This is a genomic window from Fictibacillus nanhaiensis, assembly GCF_049537595.1.
Classification (GTDB): Bacteria; Bacillota; Bacilli; order Bacillales; family Fictibacillaceae; genus Fictibacillus; species Fictibacillus nanhaiensis_F.
The window spans coordinates 96,767-118,796 of sequence record NZ_JBMULM010000004.1 but is presented as its reverse complement, the minus strand read 5'-3'; the positions used below and the strand labels follow the sequence as shown (position 1 = coordinate 118,796).

The window sequence follows — 22,030 nt, the reverse complement described above, 5'->3', positions numbered from 1 at the left end:
GAAGGAGATGGACGATTATGTTGCAGAATAGTTGGCTTATACCGTTGTTCCCGCTTTTATCCTTCGTTTTATTGCTGATTTTCAGAAAATCAAAAAGTGAGGGCACCGCATGGATCGGTGTGCTTCTAACCGGGTTATCGCTCATTCTATCCATTGGGGTTTGGATGGCGGTGTGGCAAGGAGACGGAATTAAGGTGGAAGACACGTGGTTCGAGATTGGTGAGCGGGCCATCACGATGGGATATGAAGTCAATCCGCTTAATGCTCTTATGCTTGTGATCGTTTCACTCGTCAGTTTTCTTGTACATCTTTATTCAAAAGGATACATGCATGGCGATGAAAGGTTTCCTGTGTTCTTTGCCTATTTAGGGTTGTTTTCGTTTGCGATGCTCGGACTCGTTCTATCTCCCAATCTATTACAGCTCTATATGTTTTGGGAGCTTGTTGGACTTGGTTCATTTCTGTTGATCGGATTTTACTATTTTAAACCGGAAGCAAAAGCCGCGGCGAAAAAGGCTTTTGTGATGACCCGAATCGGGGACGTTGGTCTTTTTATCGGAATGGTTTTGCTATTTTGGCAAGTTGGTAGTTTTGAATATGACGAAATTTTTGCTTCTGTTCGAAATGGTGATATATCATCAGGCATGCTCACTCTTACAGCACTATGTATCTTTGTAGGAGCGATCGGAAAATCAGGTCAGCTGCCTCTTCATACGTGGCTTCCGGACGCGATGGAAGGTCCGACACCCGTATCAGCGCTAATCCATGCGGCAACGATGGTCGCGGCCGGCGTGTATTTGGTCGCTGCGATGTATCCGCTCTTCCAAGCTTCAGAAACCGCTTTAACAGTCGTTGCTGTAGTAGGTGGGGTAACGGCAATCTTTGCAGCTTCAATCGGTCTTATGCAAAAAGACATCAAACGCGTGTTGGCGTATTCAACGGTCAGTCAGCTAGGGTACATGATGCTTGCACTTGGTGCATCCGGTTATGTGGCAGGTATCTTTCACCTGACGACGCACGCATTCTTTAAAGCGCTATTGTTCTTAGCTGCAGGAAGCGTGATTCATGCTGTACATACACAAAATATTGAAGAGATGGGCGGACTTTGGAAAAAGCTTCGGATGACAGGACCTCTCTTTTTGATCGGTGCTCTAGCCATTTCAGGAGTTCCGCTATTATCCGGTTTCTTTTCAAAAGACGAAATCCTAGCAAGTACCTACGCGGATGGTCGTTACGGATTGTTCTGGCTGGCAGTCATTGCAGCATTCATGACGGCGTTTTATATGTTCCGTCTATTTTTCATTGTGTTTACAGGGAAACCGCGTGGCGATCAGAGTGGTGTACATGAATCACCAAGTGTCATGACGCTTCCTATGATGGTTTTAGGTGTTCTAGCAATCGTGGCAGGTTATCTGAACACAGCGTGGTTCGGCACGTTTTTAACGGATTACTTAGCAGAAGGTCCGGTTGAACTTGCGCATGGAGATCATCACGGTCCTAGCTGGATACCGATTGTTGCGACAGCCGCATCTCTTTTAGGAATCGGTCTAGCTTATCTGATCTACCAAAAAGGAACACTTTCCCGTGATTGGATTACCCGCTCGTTACCAGGGCTCAGCAACGTGATCTACAACAAATGGTACGTTGATGAAGGATACGACGCAACTTTAATAAAAGGAACGAAGGGTTTGAGCAAACTTGGCGTCTTATTTGATAGATATATCGTGGACGGACTCGTGGCAGCTGTTGTGAGTGGCGTTCAAGGGTTAAGTAAGGTAGGCTCGCGTCTACAAAACGGGCAGGTTCAAACGTATGGGACGTTCGCCATTTTTGGCATCGTGATTTTATTGCTGATCGTCGCATTAACAGGGGGGTACTTCACATGAATACATGGCTTCTATCGATTTTAATTCTTTCCCCATTGTTAGGCGTTTTGGTTCTTATGTTTACTCCGTCTCAAGATGAGAAGTCGATCAAATGGATCGGGATATTAGGCACACTATTTCCGCTAGGTACCGCACTCGTTACATTGTCTGCTTTTAATAAATCGGGCGACGGCCTTCAGCTTGCAGAAAAGTTTCAGTGGGTGTCTTATGAAGTCTTTCAAACGAATGGTGACGTGAGCTATCCAATTTTTTACGAAGTCGGTGTTAACGGTTTATCGATGGTGCTCATTTTATTAACAACGGTTGTGAGTGTCCTTGCTGCCATTGCATCCTTTTCGATCAAAAAAGATTGGAAAAGTTACTTCATATTGTTCTTCCTACTGGAGATGGGAATGATTGGCGTGTTCGCCGCCCAAAACCTATTTTTGTTCTTTATTTTCTTTGAGATCACGCTCATTCCGATGTTCTTCCTCATTGGACGCTGGGGTTACCTTGAAAAAGAAAAAGCAGCTTACAGTTTTCTGATCTATAACGGGGTTGGTTCAGCCATTCTTTTGATCGCGTTCGTCGCAATGTTTATGAAGACGGGAACGATGAATTTTGAGCAGCTGGGTTACACGTTCTCGCTTCCGCAATCTGAACTGAGTGATATGAACATCACGAAGAATTTTAAGATGGGAATGCTGATCGCACTTCTTCTCGCGTTTGCCGTCAAGCTGCCGGTCGCACCGCTTCACTCTTGGATGGTGAGGGTCCACGTTCAGGCACCACCGCCGATCGTGATGCTCCACTCAGGGATTCTTTTGAAAATTGGGGCGTACGGCTTGATCGTTTTTGGAGCAGGGCTGTTTCCCGATCAGTTTGAGTCGCTCGCTTTTATCATCGGATTGTTCGGTGTGATCAACCTTCTTTACGGAGCGTTCTTAGCACTTACACAACGTGATATGAAACGCGTCTTAGCGTATTCATCTGTCTCGCATATGGGAATCGTTCTGATCGGGCTCGCCGCATTAAACGAAGCGGGTATGACGGGTGCCGTGTTCCAAGTCGTTTCACACGGATTGATATCGGCGCTATTGTTCTTCTTGGTAGGTGTTCTGTACGAACGCGCCGGTTCATCTCAGTTAAAAGACTTTGGTGGAGTCGCCAAAAGGATGCCGATCTTTGCAGGTGTGTTGCTCGCAGGGGGACTCGCATCATTAGGACTACCGGGAATGTCTGGTTTTATCAGCGAGTTCATGGCATTTTTAGGCTTGTTTGAGACCATGCCCGTGTTAGCAGCTGTAGGAACGCTAGGCCTGATTTTAACAGCGGTCTACGTGCTGCGCGCGGTGTTGGCGATCACGTTTGGTACTGAAAAAGAACTAACGAACGCACATGATCTTTCATCAACTGAACGAATTCCGGCGTTTATCTTGCTTGCAGCGATTTTGTTCATCGGCATCTATCCTGCATGGTTAAGTGATATGCTCCGTCCGACATTAGATAGCATTCTGCTAGGGTTAGGGGGCTAAATCATGGATCTAGATACTTTATTATCGTTTAGATGGAGCGTCATGCTTCCTGAATTTATTATCTTAGGTGTTGCGACCCTTTTATCTGTTATCGACCTTTTTATGAAAAAAGAATTCAGCAGGAAGCCTCTAGCCTGGCTTGCTGGAGCAGGTATTCTAGCTGCCCTCATCGCCATTTTTATGCAGCTCGATATTGAAGTAACATCCATTCTGTATGATACGTACAGACTTGATTCGTTCTCGAAAGCTTTCAAGATTCTGCTTTTGTTAGGAACGCTATTAGTGATCGTTCTTTCTTCTAATTATAAAAAAGAAGATCTAGAGGAAAACCGGGGAGAATTTTATTACTTGCTCCTCGCAGCATTATTAGGAGCTATGATGATGGCGTCGAGCGCTGACTTGATCACATTGTTCGTAGGTCTTGAGCTTCTTTCACTTTCTTCCTATGTTATGGCTGGGCTCGAGAGGCGCAATAAACGAAGCAATGAATCAGCGTTTAAGTATATTGTATCTGGCGGAATCGCGACCGCTATCACCCTTTTTGGAATGAGTTATATTTTCGGGCTGACCGGAGAGACGAACCTGTTCAAGATTGCAGAAAATATGGGGAACGTTGAGCTGTTAGAGCACAGCTTTCTGATCGTCTTTGCATTCATCATCACATTTGCAGGACTTACGTTTAAGATTGCGGCCGCTCCGCTTCACATGTGGGCACCTGATGTTTATGAAGGTGCACCTGTTCCTGTTACAGCTTTCTTGAGTGTCGTATCGAAAACTGCAGGCTTTGTGATCTTGCTGCGGGTAATTATCATCTGTTTCATCTCCGCTCCAGGAATTGATAGTGAACCGATTCTGCTGCAAGTTCAGCCGTATGTGATGGTGTTGGCGGCAGCAACCATGATCATTGGTAACGTCACGGCGCTTCGTCAACGAAATATAAAAAGAATGTTTGCGTATTCGTCTATCGCACAAGCAGGTTACATTTTAGTACCGTTCGTGTCAAATTCGTCATTAATCTTCGAACTGATCTGGTTCTATCTGCTGGCGTACTTGTTTATGAATATTGGCGCGTTTACTGTCATTCAACTGTTAACGAGTCAAGAAGGTTCAAATGATATCGGCGTATTCCGCGGATTATTCCGTCGCTCACCGTGGCTCGCTGTTCCGATGACGTTCTTTATTCTTTCGCTTGCAGGGATTCCCATCACAGCAGGATTTATCGGTAAGTTTGGAATCTTTATGGGAGCGCTTGGACTTGAACAACCACAATATTGGCTGGCTGCTGTAATGATGGCAACCACGCTCGTTTCGTACGTGTATTACTTTAATATCATTGCAATCATGTTTTTCCGTGACAGTGAAGGAACGAAGGTTTCAATCCCAGGGGGAATGGCTGCCGTGCTCGCATTCTGTGCAGCATCGGTTCTTATCTTAGGGGTTATGCCAGATCTCGCACTGGATTTCTTTTACGGAAACTTTGATGTGAATGAATTCTTCATGCGGATCGAAACGGAAGTTCATACACATGATCATTGATTGTTGAGCTCAAATCATAGTCCATCAACCCTCTCCTTAGTTGGAGGGGTGGTGGGCTTTTTTAGTTTCTCTTAAGGGGTATCCCGTAATCAATCGTTGTTGATTTTTGAAGATTCGCCGATATATGCTATAAACTCGCCGGATTAATTAAGGAATTTCTAGAATTAATTGAAGAATCTCTTGAATTATCACTATGAATACCCAGCCTCGTATCAATGGATAGCAGTTAGAGAGAGAACATTCATCTATATTTACTTCTCCTAAATGGCTGCTTTCTAAAAGATTGTTTGCTTTTAAAGCTTTTTATTTACTACTTTGACTGTTGGTTGATTGAAGTGTAAGATGCAAGACTCCTGCGGGACAGGTGGGCAGGTGAGACACTTAAGAGTGAAACGAACGAATGTGGCTCACCGCCTGCCCCGCGGAAAGCGAGCATCTGAAACGGAAATCAACAACTTTCTTAAACAGTAACACTCACCCACCTGAAAAAAATCCCCAAAAATAAGCCAAAACTACCGTAACTTCTTACGTTTTGTTTCGTCTAATCATAGTGAAACGACTATGTTTCCAGATTGACATTTATTAGTCGTTACAACTTTTTGAACTTATCGAAAGAAAAGGCTTTCAAAACACCTTACTAGGGAAAAAGTATCTATCTAAAATGTTGGGAAAGACGTATGCTTAAGATGTCGAAATATGTAATGAGGAGGTCAGACTTTTAAATGATTCCAATCGGACAACAAGCTTTGTTACATATCATCGTACATCTATTGTTTCTCGTGATCTCTTGGTGGGCATTGCAGGCCGTTCATTTTGATAAATGGATCAAAAAAGGTAAGGTCATGCAAGCTAGAGTGTTATACATACTTCTAGTGATCAGCTTAGCAAGCATAGCGAGTGATTTTTTTCTAAAGTATCTACAGTATTCCAAAAATCTCGGTCAGCTATTTGGGTGAATGCACAACTTTTACAGAAGTAGTGGATTTGTCGGAATATGACTACAACTTCCACGGATATCCTCTGTTTCATTGGCAACAATGAGAAATAGAGAGGATGTGCTGGGGAATGAAAAAATGGACGATGACGATTACAGCGATTTTGCTATTAGTTATGATTACTTCTGGATATGCAAAAACAGATGAAAAAACAAACGAAGTTACACATATAATAGACGTTCTAAAAGACAGCGGAGCAACGCCTGACAAATGGACTATGTATTTTCGTGGTCAAACAGGTTTTACATCTAAAGGACTAGGGTATGTAAAACAAGCAGAAGAGCTTAAACGTAATTATCCTGAATTTAACTGGGTGGTAACTGAAGATGAAGCCGGACATTCTAAAATGACCGGATTATTTGAACGTAATGACATCGGGGTTAGAGAGAAAATGACCGTCATTACATACCCCCAAAAAGATCAATCTGCATCGTATTTTATTTATGCGGTTGAAGGACTTGTAAATACAAATCAAAATTGGAAAGAAATCCAGAACTTGATCGATAGCCGGGTTGAACAATCAATTGGAGGAAATCCCAAAATTTTCTCTTGTGTTACCGGTACATACGGTGATAAAATGGTGGTTGATTTGTATTCGCAAGCAAATGAATTGGTACGCGCCTTTTCTGGTGATCCTGTCGAGGAACTAAAAGAAGAGACGTTTGTGTCGCTTTCTGCATATACTGAGCAGTGGGAACAAGCGATTTATACCGGTCATCATCATAAAATGAATCTTCAGGTGGCATTGCGATCTGAAGGATTGGGCAGCGGAACAACTGTCACAATTGGCACACCAATAATTACGTCTGAATATTAATATACAAATTGGACGCGGAGGGGAATATCGTTGGAAAAAATCATTGTCCGTGGTGGTAGGCGGTTAGAAGGCTCTGTTCGAGTTGAAGGAGCTAAGAATGCCGTACTTCCTGTCATCGCAGCATCCATTTTAGCAAGTAAGGGCAAAAGCACAATTAAAGATGTGCCGAGTCTAGCTGATGTGTTTACGATTAACGAAGTATTACGTTATTTAAATATTGATGTAGCATTTGAAAACGGAGAAATTTCTGTTGATGCTACAAGTGAGTTAAAAACAGAAGCACCATTTGAGTATGTCCGCAAAATGAGAGCATCATTCCTAGTAATGGGACCATTGCTTGCTCGTGTTGGATTGTCTCGTATCGCACTTCCAGGAGGATGCGCGATTGGATCACGCCCGATCGATCAACATCTAAAAGGATTTGAAGCGATGGGTGCAACAGTAAAGATCGGTAACGGATTTATCGAAGCAAAAATTGATGGCCGCTTGCAAGGTGCAAAGATTTATTTAGACTTCCCAAGTGTAGGAGCTACTGAGAACATCATGATGGCTGCAACACTTGCTGAAGGAACGACTATCATCGAAAATGCTGCAAAAGAACCTGAAATCGTATGTCTAGCTAACTACCTGAACGCGATGGGTGCTACAGTTATCGGTGCAGGAACAGGTACGATCCGCATTGTCGGAGCTGAAGAACTTGTTGGTGCTGAGCATACAGTAGTTCCAGACCGTATCGAAGCGGGTACGTATATGGTAGCTGCAGCTATTACACAAGGTGACGTTTTAGTTGAAAATGCTATTGCAGAACACCTACGTCCTTTAATCGCAAAAATGGAAGAGATGGGTGTACAGATTCAAGAAGAAGGAAACGGACTTCGTGTTCGCGGACCTCGTGAATTAAAACCTGTTGATATTAAAACAATGCCTCACCCAGGATTTCCGACTGACCTTCAGTCGCAAATGATGGCGCTATTGCTTCGTGCAAACGGAACAAGCGTAATCACGGAAACTGTATTCGAAAACCGTTTCATGCACGTGGAAGAGTTCCGTCGCATGAATGGTGATATTAAGATCGAAGGCCGTTCTTCTGTAATCAACGGACCTGTAAATCTGCAAGGTGCTGAGGTTGCTTCAACTGACCTTCGCGCAGGTGCAGCTTTGGTACTTGCTGGGCTTGTCGCTGACGGTTACACGCGTGTAACAGAACTGAAGCACATCGACCGCGGATACGTTGATTTTACTGGAAAATTGGCTGCGTTAGGTGCTGACATCGAGCGTGTAAACGAAGATGTGAAAACAACACCTGCCAAAGAGCAATCATTAAAAAGTAATTTAGCATAATTTTCATTGGAGCGAACCCTTTCTCATGTTGAGAAAGGGTTTTTCTGTTTTAATTTGAGTTTTTACGGTACGTGTTTTTATATTTGTTACACGTTCACCGGTAAAGAGGTGATGAGCACCTGAAAAGAATGTCGTTCCACCTGTGCGTACTTTATTATCACCGATGATTTATCTTTAACCACCTATAAATAAGGTTTTTCCACCGGCAATCATGATTTTAGGAGCAACTTCTGTTTAATTCAAAGCGTATTCGGGAAATCTAAACCATATACTTATACTTTTTTATTTTATGGAAGGGATGTCGAACTCATGCTTTGGACCATTATCGGAATATTAGTCGTACTTTGGTTATTAGGTGTTATTTTTAAAGTAGCTGGCGGTATCATTCATATTTTACTCGTTATCGCTTTGATCGTTTTTGTTTTAAATTTTATTAAAGGCCGAAAATCGAAATAGCTGAAAAAGCTGGCTTTCATAGCCAGCTTTTTTTAATGGTGAAATTTCGTCCTTTAACTCGAATGAACACAAAAAAACAGTTCCTAATTCCTGTTTTTATTGAAAAAAATTAGAAAATAGTACGATATAATCAAAATTTTAAGAATAGTTTGAAAATAAAACGAAAGGTGCTATTATAAATCCACTGGCTTTAAAATTCACTGAAGCAAAGGGGATTGGGAAGGGATGAAAAAGCAATTATCAGTATGGGGTTTGGCACTTGGACTTGCAGTAAGTCCGTTAGCAGCAGGACAAGCATCAGCAGAGGTACCAGTTAATGTTTTATCAACTAAAAAGATGAACACCTTAACGGGTACACCATCGTTCGTTTCAGGAAAATTGTCTGAGGCGTCTTCAAAATCAGCAAAAGAAGTAGTATTCAATTATCTTCAAAAAGAATCAAAAACGTTTAAATTAGGAACTCAAAAAGCAGAGGATTCGTTCGTTGTTAAATCTGTTACAAAAGATGAGTTAGGCAGACAATTGGTGCGAATTCAACAGACTTATAAAGGGGTTCCGATCTGGGGCGCAACACAAGTGGCGCATGTTAACGAAAAGGGAGAGCTCGTTGTATTTTCAGGAACCGTTACACCAGATCTTCAAGGTAAACAAGGGTTAGGCTTTGCCAAAAAGATCACAGCGACAAAAGCAGTGACCGTTGCGGTTAAAGACCTCGGTTTCACACCTGAATATGAAGCAGATCCAACATCTGAACTTGTTGTGTATACAAATGGAGATAAAGCGAATTATGCGTATTTGGTGAACTTAAACTTCTTATCGCCTGAACCAGGTAACTATAATTATTTTGTAGATGCTGTATCAGGTAAGATCTTAAATTCTTACAACGACTTGGATGAAGCGCATGGAGACCAAAAAGCGCCGCCAACGGGTGGAGGCTCTTTAGTAGGTACGAATGCAATTGGTACAGGAACAGGTGTCCTTGGCGATACGAAATCACTCAACACTATATTATCAAACGGTACGTACTACCTGCAGGATAACACGCGAGGCAACGGTGTATTTACATACGATGCGAAGAACCGTCAGCAGCTCCCTGGCACACTTTGGGCAGATGCGGATAATAAGCTGAACGCGACTTATGACAGAGCGGCTGTAGATGCTCATTATTATGCTGGTGCAACGTACGATTATTATAAAGAAGTCTTCAACCGCAACTCGTATGACAATAAAGGAGCAGCATTAAAATCAACGGTTCACTACGGCCGTAGCTATAACAATGCGTTCTGGAACGGACAGCAGATGGTCTACGGTGATGGTGACGGTACGACGTTCGTATCATTGTCAGGTGGATTGGATGTTGTAGCGCATGAATTAACACATGCTGTAACAGATTTCTCATCTGATCTGATCTATCAAAACGAATCTGGTGCGTTGAACGAAGCGATGTCTGATATTTTTGGTACGCTGGTTGAGCATCATGAAAATAACAATCCGGACTATGAGATCGGAGAAGATATCTACACACCAGGAACGCCGAATGACGCTCTTCGTTCTATGAGCGATCCGGCAAAATATCAAGATCCTGATCATTACTCGGTTCGCTACACAGGAACGGGTGACAACGGTGGCGTCCACATCAACAGTGGTATCATCAACAAAGCGGCATACTTGCTGGCAGTCGGTGGAACGCATTATGGTGTGACGGTTCCGGCGATCGGTAACCAAAAAGTAGGAGCGATCTACTACCGTGCGAACACAGTGTACTTAACAGCTTCTTCAAACTTTAGCCAAGCAAGAGCTGCTCTTGTGCAATCAGCATCTGACCTTTATGGAGCAACATCTCCTGAAGTAGCAGCGGTTAAAAAATCGTATGATGCGGTTGGTGTCAACTAAATTTTAATGCGAAAACCCTGGTCTTCCACGTGAGGATCAGGTTTTTTTGTTTTTTACAACCCATTCACCGCCATCTTTCCAAGGGGGCCGTTCTCATTAATTATATTCTGCAGATCGAAGACTGAGATGACGAACATCGGAAACCCATATGCATAAGCAGTAAGTTCATACAGCTGAAAGTAGATGACGAGCGCTTTATCAGCAATATAATAATCTTGATTCGGACTAATGGTTTTGAATGGTTCGAGTGTGACGATCTGCTGGTTTTTTATTTGTTCTTTTATGATTCGGTTTAAGACCTGTACATAGTTGCTACCAGGTTTGAAAAGATCTTTTAGCTGATACGTTCGTCCTGTCATGAGGTCCCATGTTTGCGATTTAATATAAGTCATGCCATGTGCCGCCATTGGGGTGTAGCCAAAATTTAAAAATCCGATGCTGAGGATGTTTTTCTCGTTTGTTTTTACAGCAAACTCTGCATACATAGTGGGTCTTGCTTCAGGATTTTGCATCTGTTGCAGCTCTTGATTGATCTGGATAATTTGTTGGTTCACTTGCTGCTGAACCCGAGGGTTGATCTTGCCTTCAATGTGCGGGTAGTAAATCTTTATGTTACCAGGCGCATACGTTAGCGTACGAACCAAAACGGGAGGCTGGAAACTGTCCATATGATTCACCCTTTCAAGCATTTCATCTCTCTATTTTATGCTTTGGATGGCCTGTATCAGTCCCTGAAGCAAAACTTGTAAATGAAGTATGTGGCGACCTCATTTCAATTGTAAAAATGCTAGTTTTGAGTTCTAAATACCCCACTTTTTGTATAAGTTGTATGGTAGATAACAATCTAGGAGGGCATGGGAACGTGAATGTAAATTTAAAGCCGCTGATTTGGATTCTAGCTATTTTTGTCGCTATCATCGTCCTTCTTCCGACGATACTCGTACTACCATTTTCCTCAGCACCTCCCGAGTGGAAAGAAGAGAAAGCTGCGCGTCCATCTGAGAGAGTGCTAGCTTTGGAAATCCCGCATTCAGACATCGTCGTGCCTGTTTTCAGAAAATCGTTGGATACGGTTCAGAACATCCCGTTAGAAGAGTATGTGGCGGGAGTGGTCGCTTCTGAAATGCCTGCTGACTTTGAGTTAGAAGCGCTAAAAGCACAAGCGTTAACTGCACGAACGTTTATTGTAAAAGCTCTACTAAACCGCGGTAAAGATGATAGTCTGCCAGAAGGGGCAGTCGTCACAGACACGGTGATGCATCAAGTGTACAAAGGAAACGAAGAGCTAGAGACGCTGTGGGGAGATGACTTCAACCAAAAGATAGAGAAAATCATCAAGGCGGTCTCTGAGACAAAAGGACAGATCTTAACGTACGAAGGAGATCCGATTCAAGCGAGTTTCTTTTCCACAAGTAACGGCTTTACCGTTAATTCCGAAGATTATTGGAAAAATGAATATCCGTATTTACGAAGTGTAGAAAGTCCGTGGGATAAAAAAGAGTCTCCGAAATACACAGAGACCATCCAACTGCCAGTCAGCACGGTAGAGCAGAAGCTAGGCGTCTCAATATCGAAGGATGGTCAGATTGGGAAAGTAGTTGCCACAACGAGCGGAAAACGAATTGGCAAGTGGGCGATCGGTAAAAAAGAGTTCACTGGAAAAGAAGTGCGAGAGAAGCTGGAGCTACGGTCGACTGATTTCCAGATGAAGAAAAAAGGAAAGCAAGTTACCGTCACAACGCGAGGATATGGTCACGGAGTGGGAATGAGCCAGTATGGCGCGAACGGAATGGCAAAGGAAGGTAAGACATACAAAGAGATCGTGAATCACTATTACAAAGGGATTAAGATAACGGATTATAAACCGATTGCTGACAAGGGTCTCGCGTACCAGCCTCAGTGAATTGTGTGGAAATTGTAGGGGGTCTGACCCGGGTCAGACCCCCTCTTTATTGTTATATGGTAACCGCTAGATGTCATAAGGCATTCAGCGGTTTTTTCAATTGTCGAAAGAAAACTTCAAAAAAGTTTTGCACTAAAGTATATATTTTCAGAATTCTGTTCAAACTTGTTGCTGAGGTGATGAAAAATGAAAGAAGAAGAAAAACAAAACAAAAAAACAGTACCGATGAAAGGTAAGAGTGCTATGAAAAAACGTTGGGTTTATCCTGCAGTATATTTAAGCTTTGCAGCAGTCATTCTAACTTCTGTTCTATGGTATCAAAACGATGCGAAGAATACGGAGAATAATAATACTCCTGATAGCGCATTAGAGGACAATGGAGCAGCAGTGCCTGTATCCCTTACAAAAGAAGTTTTCCAAATGCCCGTTTCTGACCCTGAAGCCATTGAAGTGGTAAAAGATTTCTTTAGCCCAGAAGCACCAGCTCAAGAACAAGAAGCAGCTCTTGTATTCTATAACAATATCTACTACCAAAACCGCGGTATCGATCTAGCGACTGCTGATAACAAAGCATTCGACGTAACGGCAGCATTAAGCGGAAGCGTTGTAAAAGTTTCTAAAGATCCTGCACTAGGGTTCGTTGTTGAAGTAAAACATGACAAAGGTGTTGTCACACACTACTCATCTCTTGCTTCTGTATCTGTAAAGCAAGGTGACCAAGTGAAGCAAGGCGCAGTTTTAGGACAAGCTGGTGAGAACGCATACGATACAGATGCGAAGATCCACGCACACTTCGAAGTTCGTAAAGACGGAGAAGCAGTCGACCCAGTAATGGCTTGGGATCAATCTGTTGCACAACTTGCAACCGCTGTTGATGACTCTCGTAAAGAGATGAAAAAAGCGGAAGAGCAGAAAAAAGCTGAAGAGAAAAAGCCTGCTGAAGAAAAGAAGCCAGCACCAAAGGCTGAAGACAAAGGGTCTAAAGACTCTAAGGACACAAAAGATTCTAAAGGTACAAAAGATACAAAAGATACGAAACACATGAAGGATGGCAAAGATGGTAAAGATGCCAACCGTGAGCAAGAATCATCATCTCAATCAGCCGAAGATACGAATGCTCCTGCAGCAGACGACTCTGGTGCTAGCGAATAATTGCAAAAAGAAAGCTGTCTCGGTTCAATCCGAGGCAGTTTTTTGATTTTTATCTAAGTTCCAGTTGTTTATCGGTAAAACATTTCTCTTTTCAGGTGATCATGAAAGCGTCACAGGTGTAACGAAGCAGTTCTTAGGTGGTCACGAGCGTTTTACCGGTGAAAACACCACGTTAACCGGCGAACGCGTAATAGATATAAAAACACGTACCGTAAACATAAATAATTTCTTCATCCACATCACTTAAATAACTTAATTTTCCAACTGTTTATGCAGGTTTTTTCACAAATATGGACATTTCCCCTTGTCCCAGTTGAGATTTAGGCATATAACGAAAACTTGGTTAATAAGATGTTACAAAACCTACAATAATTCAATTGAGGGTGAGCGGTGAGAAATCGTACTATGGCTGCGGTGGAAAAAGGGGAATGGAAGCAATACTTATAAGCCGAAGATGACAACGAAACTTGTCACGTAGCTTGTTCATACAAGTCTCTATCGCATCTCTCACATCCATTTTAGGGAGGCGAGTGGTGTGCACGATTACATCAAAGAGCGAACCATCAAGATAGGACGGTATATCGTGGAGACAAGAAAAACAGTCCGCATGATCGCAAAAGAATTCGGGGTTTCCAAAAGCACGGTGCATAAAGACCTCACCGAGCGGCTGCCTGAAATTAATCCAGATCTTGCAAACAACGTAAAAGAGATCCTCGAATACCATAAGTCCATCCGCCACTTGAGAGGTGGAGAAGCGACTCGCGTAAAGTACAAAAAAGGCACAGAGGAAGTTGTTCAGTAAGTTTATGAGATTTAGGGATGTTAGATGAAACGATAATACATTATGTGCCGCATCGTTCCAATGGTAAATAATTAATTTTTGACAATATTTCACCTTGTTCGACAGACTTGTGATATAATGATAAATTGGATAGAACTTCGATTTTTTACTAAAAATGTCATTATATCGTATGGATGTTAACAGGGAGGATATAACATGTTTTCAAGGGACGTTGGAATTGACCTTGGTACCGCTAATGTACTGATTTATGTAAAAGGAAAAGGGATCGTGCTCGATGAGCCATCTGTTGTTGCGATCGACACGAATACTGGAAAAGCACTCGCAGTAGGAGAAGAAGCCTTCCGCATGGTAGGCCGTACACCTGGAAACATCGTGGCGATCCGTCCATTAAAAGACGGCGTTATCGCTGACTTTGAAGTAACTGAGCAGATGCTGAAACATTTTATTAATAAGATTAACGTAAAAGGCATGTTTGCCAAGCCTAGAATCTTGATCTGTACACCAACGAACATTACGTCCGTTGAACAAAAAGCGATCAGAGAAGCTGCGCAAAAATGCGGAGCAAAACATATTTTCCTTGAAGAAGAGCCAAAAGTGGCTGCAATTGGGGCGGGGATGGATATCTTCCAACCGAGCGGCAATATGGTTGTGGACATCGGTGGTGGCACAACTGACATTGCGGTCTTGAGTATGGGAGATATCGTTACGTCCTCTTCTATTAAGATGGCTGGGGACAAGTTCGATACTGAAATCCTTCAATATATTAAAAAAGAGTACAAGCTGTTGATCGGTGAACGTACGGCCGAAAACATTAAGTTGAACGTCGCTACCGTTTACGAGCGTGATGAAGAACTCGAGATCCGTGGCCGTGACATGGTATCCGGACTTCCGCGTACGATTACAGTAGGTTCAAAAGAAATCCAACGCGCATTGATGGAGCCAGTGATGGTTATCGTTCAAGCGGCAAAAAGTGTTTTAGAAAAAACGCCTCCTGAATTATCCGCTGATATCATCGACCGTGGAATCATGCTAACAGGTGGTGGAGCGCTTCTTCACGGAATCGACCAGCTGTTTGCAGATGAATTGAAAGTACCTGTATTGATCGCAGAAGAGCCGATGAGAGCAGTTGCTCAAGGAACAGGCTTAATGCTTGAACACATGGACAAAATCGCAAAAAGAAAAGTATTTTAAATGTTGGAAATGCCGCCCGAATTGGGTGGCATTTTGTTTTTGTGTGGAAGATGTGAAGGGTAGATGAGCAGGAGAACTTTATAGGCCCTAAAATAACTTTTATAGTCCTTCACAAAAATTTATAGTCCTTCAAATGGATTTATAGGCTTTTCGACAAACAAACCCGCTTCACTCAGTCACATCACTTTATTCTCCTCGCCGCCTCTAGGGCAAAATCCTTATCATGAAAAAGGAATCTCACTATTTTTGCAGAAATCTATTAATAATTGTAAAAAACTGTCGATACAACAGAAGAGACAGTTTGTGTCCAGATTACAAATACAGGAGGAATACTCCGTGTTAAGAGGCTTTTATAATGCTGCAGCTGGCATGCTGGCACAGCAGCGCAAACAAGAAATTTTAACAAACAACATGGCGAATGCGAATACGCCTGGATATAAAGCGGACAATGCGAGTCTGCGCACGTTCCCAACGATGCTGCTTCAGCATATGGGGGAGACGGAAATGAACGGAAAAAAAATGCCGAATAACTACCCGATCGGGCCTGCGGCATTATCTACAGGTGTTTACGTGCAGGAGACGACGCCTAATTTCCTGCAAGGTGACATGCGCGAGACCGGGATCAAAACGGATATGGCGCTTCTTCAAGGACAAGTTCCACTTGACCCAGAAACAGGAAAGCCGGGCGGACTCTTTTTCAGGTTGAACGTGAACGGTGAAGAGCGCTTTACGAGAAACGGTCATTTTTCAGTGGATGCTGAAGGTAGTCTTGTTACGCCGGAAGGCTATTATGTGCTTGGAACAGATGGAAACCCTATAACGGTGAGAAGCGATAATTTTACAGTGAACAAAGACGGTTCGGTCATTGATAACGGTGCAGTTGCGGGACAGATTGACGTTGCGTACATCACGAACCCTAATGATCTTGTAAAAGAAGGCACAGGGTTGTTCAGACTGGATGGAAACGGGAATGCGCCAAGTGCTCTTGGGAATCCAAACATCACGTACAACGTGCAGCAAGGTTTTGTAGAACGGTCGAACGTGAACACGGAACAGACGATGACAGAGATGTTGACGGCTTACCGTGCGTTTGAAGCCAACCAAAAAGTACTTCAAGCTTACGACCGAACGATGGAAAAAGCATCGAATGAAATTGGCCGGATCGGCTAGGGGGATCAAACCATGAACCAGTCTATGATTTCAGCAACAGTAACGATGGGGCAGCTGCAGCATAAGCTCGATACCATCTCAAATAACATGGCGAACAGCACGACGAACGGCTATAAAAGACGTGAGGCACAATTTTCGGATATTCTTTTTCAACAGATTAATAGTGAAGCTTTGAATCCTACAGAAGCAGGCCGTCTAACGCCGAACGGAATTCGACTTGGCAGCGGAGCGCGTGTTTCTTCAACTGCACTCAGTTTAGAAGCGGGCACGCTGCAGCAGACAGGCAGGCTTCTTGATGTAGCGCTCACACAGCCTAGCTATTATTTTCAAGTATCAGCGGTAGATAACAACGGTAATGAATCGTTGCAGTTCACACGAGACGGCGCGTTCTATTTATCACCGTCTGCTAACAACGCTAATGAGATGGAACTCGTTACATCAGAAGGCAATAAAGTAATGGGTGTAGACGGACCGATTACGATTCCGGCTGACCATAGCAAAATTACCATTGGACAAAACGGCCAAGTTTCGGTAACGTTAAATAATGGAGCGATTGTTGAATCAGGACAGCTTGCGATTGTGAACATGGTTCGGCCGCAGTTGATGGTATCTGTTGGACAGAACTTGCAAGCGCCACAAGACATTCCGTTAAATCAACTGATAGAGGAAGTAAATGCTGGAGCAGGGAACTTCGTTCAGCAAGGTGCACTCGAATCCTCAAATGTAAACATCTCCACAGAGATGACGGAAATGATTCAAACACAGCGTTCTTATCAATTTAATGCGCGTTCTCTTACAATTGCTGACCAGATGATGGGGTTAGTAAACGGGCTTCGCTAAATGAGGTAGGTTTGTATGACGAATAAGATGCAAGAGTTGAATAAAAACGAAAAACCGAAAACACAGCGTTACCAAGAAAAAGAAACGTCTTCTAAAGAAGAGAAGAAACAGTGGTACCAACGCCGAACGAAAAGAAGCTTTCCGATTTGGCTTCGTCTTCTGCTCCTCGTCTGTGGAATCATCGTCTGCTTTGCTGTTGGTACGATGGTTGGCTATGGCGTGATTGGTGACGGCAAACCGATGAACGTGTTTGAAAAAGAAACATGGACACACATCATCGACCTTGTAGAAAAAGATGGGTAAAGATATAATAAAAAAACAATGGCAATGAATGTAGTCATTGTTTTCTTTTGATGTAAAATTAGTACCAGGTAACAATACCAAGTATAATAAAATAGATATAAACCATGAGTGAAAAAAGAAAGGTGATGTTTGTATATGCTAACAATCGAAGAAATTAAAGAAATCATTCCGCACCGTTATCCGTTCTTGCTGATCGACCGTATCTTAGAAGTAGAAGAAGGAGAACGCGCTGTCGGGATTAAGAACGTCACAGCAAACGAAGAATTCTTCAACGGCCACTTCCCAGAGTACCCGGTTATGCCAGGTGTATTAATCGTTGAAGCACTTGCTCAAGTAGGAGCAGTGGCAATGCTGAAGAAAGAAGAAAACCGCGGACGCCTTGCATTCTTCGCAGGCATCGATAACTGCCGCTTCAAGAAGCAAGTCGTACCTGGCGACCAGCTTCGTCTAGAAGTAGAGATGACACGTGTGCGTGGTTCGATCGGTAAAGGCAAAGGAATCGCGACTGTGGATGGCCAAGTAGCCTGCGAAGTCGAAATCACCTTCGCACTAGGCAAATAGGGGTCTGACCCCACACAATTATCATAAAAGCTTGAAATGGAGCATTTCCTTAGGGTATATGTCCTATTTCAAGCTTTTTTTATATGCTATTTTGATTTAGAGCTTTCAAAATATGGCTGCGCAGGAGAATAAATGATGAAGAAGAATTATGAATATATCTTGTTTGACTTAGACGGTACTCTTTCTGATCCTAAAATAGGCATAACAAAATCTGTTCAGTTTGCCCTGAGAAGTATGGGTATTATAGAAGAGAACCTTGATCACTTAGAATCTTTCATCGGACCACCACTTCAACAATCATTCTACGAATGCTATTCTTTTAATGAAACGCAGATCCAAACAGCCATCACATACTATCGTGAAAGATTCAAAAACGTAGGCATGTTCGAGAACACCCTTTACGAGCATATCCCCACACTTCTTCAAGAACTAAAAGACAATGGTCATGTTATAGTTATCGCAACTTCTAAACCTACCGTATTTGCTGAAGAAATCTTAAAATACTTTAACATACACCACCATTTTGACTTGATTGTTGGAAGCAATCTCGACGGAACACGTACGAGTAAAACAGAAATTATCCAGCACATACTTGACCATTACAAGGATCAACCAATGAAATCGTTCGTCATGATCGGTGACAGAAAGCATGATATTATTGGGGCACATAACACAGGTATTGATTCAATAGGTGTTACCTATGGGTATGGTTCGATGGAAGAACTTACTGCTATAAAACCTACTAAAATTGTTAAAACTGTTCCTGACTTAAGGGAATTCTTATTGAAAAACACCACTATTCAAATTCAGAGCTGAAAATAATAATAAATAGTGTGTTTGTGGAGAATACACTATTCCGAAATGTTCGCATTAGACCGTCGTGGTTAAATTATTACGAGGTAATTCCTTTTATATCCGCAGATAAGCTCCATAATTCCAGGTTTAAGCTCAGATAATTACGTGTATAAAATGATTTATCTGATTTTCGACAAAGACGTGACTAAAAAAGAACATCAAAAAACCTGGAGCACCCTCCAGGTTTCCAGTCTATTTCGCCCTCGCCACAATTCCGTTATGCACCTTAATGTACCCATGTCGCAAAATCTCTAGTCCGTTCTCATGCAAATAGAGTCCCATCTGCTCTAACGTCATCAGCTCGCGATACGTATGGTTCATCACATCCGCCATGATTTCGTAATACAGCTTGGAACGCATTTGCGCACGAGGAGTCGTCATCACGATATAGCCGCTCGGTTTTAAGAATTTTCGATGCCACTCAACGACTTCAGCTTTCATAGCGTCAGGAAAATGCTCTAACAACCCGACGCTGAGCACGATATCGAACTCTCTACCAAATGGCAGGTTGCGGATATCATCGACGACATACGAGATATCGAAGTCGTTTTTATAATAAACTTTATCTCCACCTGTTCGTGAATTTTTCCCCAAAAACGGATAAGACTCAGGAAATTCTGCGAACCGTGCATCCCGACAGAACGGATCGTAATCGACCATCACCACTTCACCGTCAGGATACATCGCAGATAGCTGCATCGCCTCATATCCTTCAGCAGCACCCAAAAATAGAATACGAGGCTTATCCACGTCCAGTCCCTCGAACAAAGCTCTCTTTCCGCGCGGATCCCAAATGCCGTCCTGAATACGGTGCACATAATTCCAGAGGTGAATCCTCACGTAATCAGCGAGTGCCGTCTTCACTTCGCTAGGCTTAAAGCTTGATAAACTTTTAAAAAAAGCGCTCTTTTTATCCCCGATCTCAGCGGGTACATCCTTAGAGAACCACTCGTGAAAGGACTGGTTGAACATCGTCCAAGATGTATGTACAGGAAGCATCTCACCGTGTGTTTTTTCCCACTCTGTTTTTTCTTTTGAAAAAGAAGTCACCTCATACGGTTTGCCAATATCTTTCCACGTCACAGTGGACCAATCGTTCACCGTATTTACTTTTACAAACTTTTCATATTCTTTCCTGTCTCTATACTGTCGCAAATCCGTTCGGTATGACGGTCTCATTTCCGTTTGACCTAACGTTTTCGGTTGCTGAACCGCTGTTTCAAGCATGATACACTCTCCTTAAAAAAGGATTTTTTATAGATATTCAAAGAAAGAATGTAAAATCCTCTAAAACCTAACATTTCGCTTCAACATGATAAAATAGAATAAAGAAAACTGGGAGGGAAATGGATATGAAGATTATTTTTATCGGTGACAGCATCACAGCTTCAAATAAAAACACAGATCCAGATCGACTGGGAGACGGGTACGTTCGCATGATTAAAGAAGTCTTGCCAAAGGAAGTAACAGTGATCAATAAAGGTGTGAACGGACATCGCGTAACAGACCTTGCGTTTCGTTGGCAGCGAGATGTAATCGCCTTGGAGCCTGATTTGCTATCTATTTCCATCGGAATCAACGATGTGTGGAGACAGCTCGATAGCCCTCAATTACAGCAGATCGATGTTTCGCAGTTTGAAGAAGTGTACCGCGATTTGTTATCTCAACTTTCAACAAAAACAAAACTTGTCCTAATGGAACCTACGATTATAAAAGAAAACACAGAATCTCAAGGAAATCAGCTGTTGATTCCGTATGTGGAAGTGGTCCGAAAGTTAGCGAAAGAATTTAAAGCCGTGCTCGTACCTACACATGATATTTTTATTAATCACCTAAACAAAAAGCCAGATGTGTCCTTAACGACAGACGGCGTCCATATGAGAAGAAAAGGAAACGAACTTATGGCAAAAACTTGGCTGGAAGCTACAGAGTCACTCATCTCTCAATAAAACCGAACAGGAGTTACATAGATGACAAACACACGACTAACATTCTTTAACGAGATACATCGAGATACGTTAAACGCGTTCTATTTACCTCAGGAGCAAGAAAAATTCACGGCCATGCCGAATGAGGCTTTAAAAAAATGCGAAGAAGATCCAGGACGTCATCCTGTGGTTATTGAAGCTGGCGACAAAACAGTCGGTTTTTTCGTTCTGCATAAGGGTGAGAACATTCGAGATTTTACCGCGAACCCGAACGCCATGGTGATTCGTGCACTATCCATCAATCACCCCCGACCAAGGAAAAGGGTATGCAAAAGCTGCGATGCTGCAGCTGCCACTGTTTGTTTCCAAACACTTCCCGGAAGTGAACGAACTGATCCTAGCCGTAAACTTTAATAATCATTCAGCAAAAAAGCTTTACGAAAAGGTAGGATTTGTAGATCGCGGCCAGATCAAACCTGGGCCTGTCGGGCCGCAATATGTGCTGCATTATGATGTTTGATTGTTAAGCTCATATAAAGCTGATTTTAGAATTGTAAAGTGTTGGTTATGACTTGGTAAATTGCGTCTTTTCGGGTTTTTTTCATGATATATTCTGAACAGGGACAAAGAAATCCCATACTCATGCAAAAATCATAATGAAAATCCGAAGGGAGCAATTGAACAATGAGCAAAACGTTTTTGGCTAAAATCGGAGCATCTCTTTTGGCAATATTTTTGATCACTGCATGTAGCAACGCGGAAGACACGAATACTGAAGAAGATACAAGCACAGAACAATCTGATACTCAGGATGAAGAAACTTCAACAGATGAGGAATCAACGGAAGAGTCAGCTGAATAAGATAAAAGAAGTGCCGGGCCTCTACC

At 42.7% G+C, this 22,030-nt stretch carries 22 protein-coding genes; 20 read left to right on the top strand and 2 right to left on the bottom strand.

Translation table 11 applies throughout. The features are described 5' to 3' along the window. Positions 1-17: 17 nt before the first annotated feature. The 8 genes from nuoL (at position 18) to ACOZ9X_RS17385 (ending at position 10,438) form a co-directional block, all read left to right on the top strand. Positions 18-1,886 carry an NADH-quinone oxidoreductase subunit L gene (gene nuoL / locus ACOZ9X_RS17420; protein WP_423419311.1) on the top strand — a complete coding sequence of 623 codons (1,869 nt, stop codon included), beginning with the start codon at positions 18-20 and terminating at the stop codon, positions 1,884-1,886. After that, positions 1,883-3,400 carry a complex I subunit 4 family protein gene (locus ACOZ9X_RS17415; protein ID WP_423419310.1) on the top strand — a complete coding sequence of 506 codons (1,518 nt, stop codon included), beginning with the start codon at positions 1,883-1,885 and terminating at the stop codon, positions 3,398-3,400. The genes nuoL and ACOZ9X_RS17415 overlap by 4 nt, the downstream gene beginning before the upstream one ends. A gap of 3 nt (positions 3,401-3,403) precedes the next feature. Next, positions 3,404-4,936, top strand: coding sequence for an NADH-quinone oxidoreductase subunit NuoN (nuoN, locus tag ACOZ9X_RS17410; RefSeq protein ID WP_423419309.1), 1,533 nt, complete (start codon positions 3,404-3,406; stop codon positions 4,934-4,936). A gap of 722 nt (positions 4,937-5,658) precedes the next feature. Then, positions 5,659-5,892, top strand: coding sequence for a DUF1146 family protein (locus ACOZ9X_RS17405; protein ID WP_423419308.1), 234 nt, complete (start codon positions 5,659-5,661; stop codon positions 5,890-5,892). Positions 5,893-6,001: 109 nt separating this feature from the next. Continuing rightward, positions 6,002-6,748: a YwmB family TATA-box binding protein gene (locus tag ACOZ9X_RS17400; RefSeq protein ID WP_423419307.1), complete on the top strand. Its 747-nt coding sequence runs from the start codon at positions 6,002-6,004 to the stop codon at positions 6,746-6,748. 30 nt (positions 6,749-6,778) lie between these two features. Beyond that, positions 6,779-8,089 carry a UDP-N-acetylglucosamine 1-carboxyvinyltransferase gene (gene murA / locus ACOZ9X_RS17395; protein WP_205724957.1) on the top strand — a complete coding sequence of 437 codons (1,311 nt, stop codon included), beginning with the start codon at positions 6,779-6,781 and terminating at the stop codon, positions 8,087-8,089. A gap of 309 nt (positions 8,090-8,398) precedes the next feature. Next, complete coding sequence (locus ACOZ9X_RS17390) at positions 8,399-8,545, top strand: lmo0937 family membrane protein (RefSeq protein WP_137791095.1); 147 nt, start codon at positions 8,399-8,401, stop codon at positions 8,543-8,545. Between the two features lie 225 nt (positions 8,546-8,770). Next, positions 8,771-10,438 carry a M4 family metallopeptidase gene (locus tag ACOZ9X_RS17385; protein WP_423419306.1) on the top strand — a complete coding sequence of 556 codons (1,668 nt, stop codon included), beginning with the start codon at positions 8,771-8,773 and terminating at the stop codon, positions 10,436-10,438. Between the two features lie 53 nt (positions 10,439-10,491). Here the strand turns inward: ACOZ9X_RS17385 and ACOZ9X_RS17380 are convergent, their stop codons facing one another. Further along, complete coding sequence (locus tag ACOZ9X_RS17380; RefSeq protein ID WP_423419305.1) at positions 10,492-11,106, bottom strand: RsiV family protein; 615 nt, start codon at positions 11,104-11,106, stop codon at positions 10,492-10,494. 194 nt (positions 11,107-11,300) lie between these two features. Here ACOZ9X_RS17380 and spoIID point away from each other — a divergent pair, with 194 nt between their 5' ends. The 9 genes from spoIID to ACOZ9X_RS17335 all read left to right on the top strand — a co-directional run bounded on the left by spoIID (position 11,301) and on the right by ACOZ9X_RS17335 (position 19,176). After that, entirely contained in the window at positions 11,301-12,341 is a 1,041-nt protein-coding gene (gene spoIID, locus ACOZ9X_RS17375) for a stage II sporulation protein D (RefSeq protein ID WP_423419304.1), read from the top strand. 186 nt (positions 12,342-12,527) lie between these two features. Next, the gene (locus tag ACOZ9X_RS17370; protein ID WP_423419303.1) at positions 12,528-13,493 is read left to right on the top strand and encodes a peptidoglycan DD-metalloendopeptidase family protein; all 966 of its coding nucleotides are present in this window, start codon (positions 12,528-12,530) and stop codon (positions 13,491-13,493) included. 535 nt (positions 13,494-14,028) lie between these two features. Beyond that, on the top strand, positions 14,029-14,295 hold the full coding sequence (gene spoIIID / locus ACOZ9X_RS17365) for a sporulation transcriptional regulator SpoIIID (RefSeq protein WP_007203593.1): 267 nt from the start codon (positions 14,029-14,031) through the stop codon (positions 14,293-14,295). A 195-nt stretch (positions 14,296-14,490) separates the two neighbouring features. After that, on the top strand, positions 14,491-15,486 hold the full coding sequence (locus tag ACOZ9X_RS17360; RefSeq protein ID WP_423419302.1) for a rod shape-determining protein: 996 nt from the start codon (positions 14,491-14,493) through the stop codon (positions 15,484-15,486). 336 nt (positions 15,487-15,822) lie between these two features. Continuing rightward, positions 15,823-16,656 (top strand): flagellar hook-basal body protein, encoded by an 834-nt coding sequence (locus tag ACOZ9X_RS17355; protein ID WP_423419301.1) that lies wholly within the window; start codon positions 15,823-15,825, stop codon positions 16,654-16,656. Between the two features lie 12 nt (positions 16,657-16,668). Then, positions 16,669-17,496, top strand: a complete 828-nt coding sequence (locus tag ACOZ9X_RS17350; protein ID WP_423419300.1) for a flagellar hook-basal body protein — start codon at positions 16,669-16,671, stop codon at positions 17,494-17,496. Between the two features lie 15 nt (positions 17,497-17,511). After that, on the top strand, positions 17,512-17,799 hold the full coding sequence (locus ACOZ9X_RS17345) for a DNA-directed RNA polymerase subunit beta (protein ID WP_423419299.1): 288 nt from the start codon (positions 17,512-17,514) through the stop codon (positions 17,797-17,799). A 135-nt stretch (positions 17,800-17,934) separates the two neighbouring features. Continuing rightward, the gene (gene fabZ, locus ACOZ9X_RS17340; protein WP_066398842.1) at positions 17,935-18,360 is read left to right on the top strand and encodes a 3-hydroxyacyl-ACP dehydratase FabZ; all 426 of its coding nucleotides are present in this window, start codon (positions 17,935-17,937) and stop codon (positions 18,358-18,360) included. 132 nt (positions 18,361-18,492) lie between these two features. Continuing rightward, positions 18,493-19,176, top strand: coding sequence for an HAD family hydrolase (locus ACOZ9X_RS17335; RefSeq protein ID WP_423419298.1), 684 nt, complete (start codon positions 18,493-18,495; stop codon positions 19,174-19,176). A gap of 231 nt (positions 19,177-19,407) precedes the next feature. On the opposite strand, the gene ACOZ9X_RS17330 is transcribed toward ACOZ9X_RS17335, so the two are convergent. Further along, positions 19,408-20,442, bottom strand: a complete 1,035-nt coding sequence (locus ACOZ9X_RS17330; RefSeq protein ID WP_423419297.1) for a class I SAM-dependent methyltransferase — start codon at positions 20,440-20,442, stop codon at positions 19,408-19,410. Positions 20,443-20,567: 125 nt separating this feature from the next. Here ACOZ9X_RS17330 and ACOZ9X_RS17325 point away from each other — a divergent pair, with 125 nt between their 5' ends. The 3 genes from ACOZ9X_RS17325 to ACOZ9X_RS17315 all read left to right on the top strand — a co-directional run bounded on the left by ACOZ9X_RS17325 (position 20,568) and on the right by ACOZ9X_RS17315 (position 22,004). After that, positions 20,568-21,164, top strand: coding sequence for an SGNH/GDSL hydrolase family protein (locus ACOZ9X_RS17325; protein WP_423419296.1), 597 nt, complete (start codon positions 20,568-20,570; stop codon positions 21,162-21,164). 21 nt (positions 21,165-21,185) lie between these two features. Continuing rightward, complete coding sequence (locus ACOZ9X_RS17320; protein ID WP_423419295.1) at positions 21,186-21,557, top strand: hypothetical protein; 372 nt, start codon at positions 21,186-21,188, stop codon at positions 21,555-21,557. Between the two features lie 270 nt (positions 21,558-21,827). After that, the gene (locus tag ACOZ9X_RS17315; RefSeq protein WP_156499221.1) at positions 21,828-22,004 is read left to right on the top strand and encodes a hypothetical protein; all 177 of its coding nucleotides are present in this window, start codon (positions 21,828-21,830) and stop codon (positions 22,002-22,004) included. Positions 22,005-22,030 lie beyond the last annotated feature (26 nt).

Coding starts and splice junctions, on each gene's coding strand:
- ACOZ9X_RS17405 (WP_423419308.1), top strand. CDS start 5,659: ATGATTCCAATCGGACAACAAGCTTTGTTACATATCATCGTACATCTA.
- ACOZ9X_RS17335 (WP_423419298.1), top strand. CDS start 18,493: ATGATGAAGAAGAATTATGAATATATCTTGTTTGACTTAGACGGTACT.
- ACOZ9X_RS17345 (WP_423419299.1), top strand. CDS start 17,512: ATGACGAATAAGATGCAAGAGTTGAATAAAAACGAAAAACCGAAAACA.
- ACOZ9X_RS17360 (WP_423419302.1), top strand. CDS start 14,491: ATGTTTTCAAGGGACGTTGGAATTGACCTTGGTACCGCTAATGTACTG.
- ACOZ9X_RS17370 (WP_423419303.1), top strand. CDS start 12,528: ATGAAAGAAGAAGAAAAACAAAACAAAAAAACAGTACCGATGAAAGGT.
- ACOZ9X_RS17400 (WP_423419307.1), top strand. CDS start 6,002: ATGAAAAAATGGACGATGACGATTACAGCGATTTTGCTATTAGTTATG.
- fabZ (WP_066398842.1), top strand. CDS start 17,935: ATGCTAACAATCGAAGAAATTAAAGAAATCATTCCGCACCGTTATCCG.
- ACOZ9X_RS17315 (WP_156499221.1), top strand. CDS start 21,828: ATGAGCAAAACGTTTTTGGCTAAAATCGGAGCATCTCTTTTGGCAATA.
- ACOZ9X_RS17390 (WP_137791095.1), top strand. CDS start 8,399: ATGCTTTGGACCATTATCGGAATATTAGTCGTACTTTGGTTATTAGGT.
- ACOZ9X_RS17325 (WP_423419296.1), top strand. CDS start 20,568: ATGAAGATTATTTTTATCGGTGACAGCATCACAGCTTCAAATAAAAAC.
- ACOZ9X_RS17385 (WP_423419306.1), top strand. CDS start 8,771: ATGAAAAAGCAATTATCAGTATGGGGTTTGGCACTTGGACTTGCAGTA.
- nuoN (WP_423419309.1), top strand. CDS start 3,404: ATGGATCTAGATACTTTATTATCGTTTAGATGGAGCGTCATGCTTCCT.
- ACOZ9X_RS17320 (WP_423419295.1), top strand. CDS start 21,186: ATGACAAACACACGACTAACATTCTTTAACGAGATACATCGAGATACG.
- ACOZ9X_RS17415 (WP_423419310.1), top strand. CDS start 1,883: ATGAATACATGGCTTCTATCGATTTTAATTCTTTCCCCATTGTTAGGC.
- ACOZ9X_RS17330 (WP_423419297.1), bottom strand. CDS start 20,442: ATGCTTGAAACAGCGGTTCAGCAACCGAAAACGTTAGGTCAAACGGAA.
- ACOZ9X_RS17350 (WP_423419300.1), top strand. CDS start 16,669: ATGAACCAGTCTATGATTTCAGCAACAGTAACGATGGGGCAGCTGCAG.
- nuoL (WP_423419311.1), top strand. CDS start 18: ATGTTGCAGAATAGTTGGCTTATACCGTTGTTCCCGCTTTTATCCTTC.
- ACOZ9X_RS17380 (WP_423419305.1), bottom strand. CDS start 11,106: ATGGACAGTTTCCAGCCTCCCGTTTTGGTTCGTACGCTAACGTATGCG.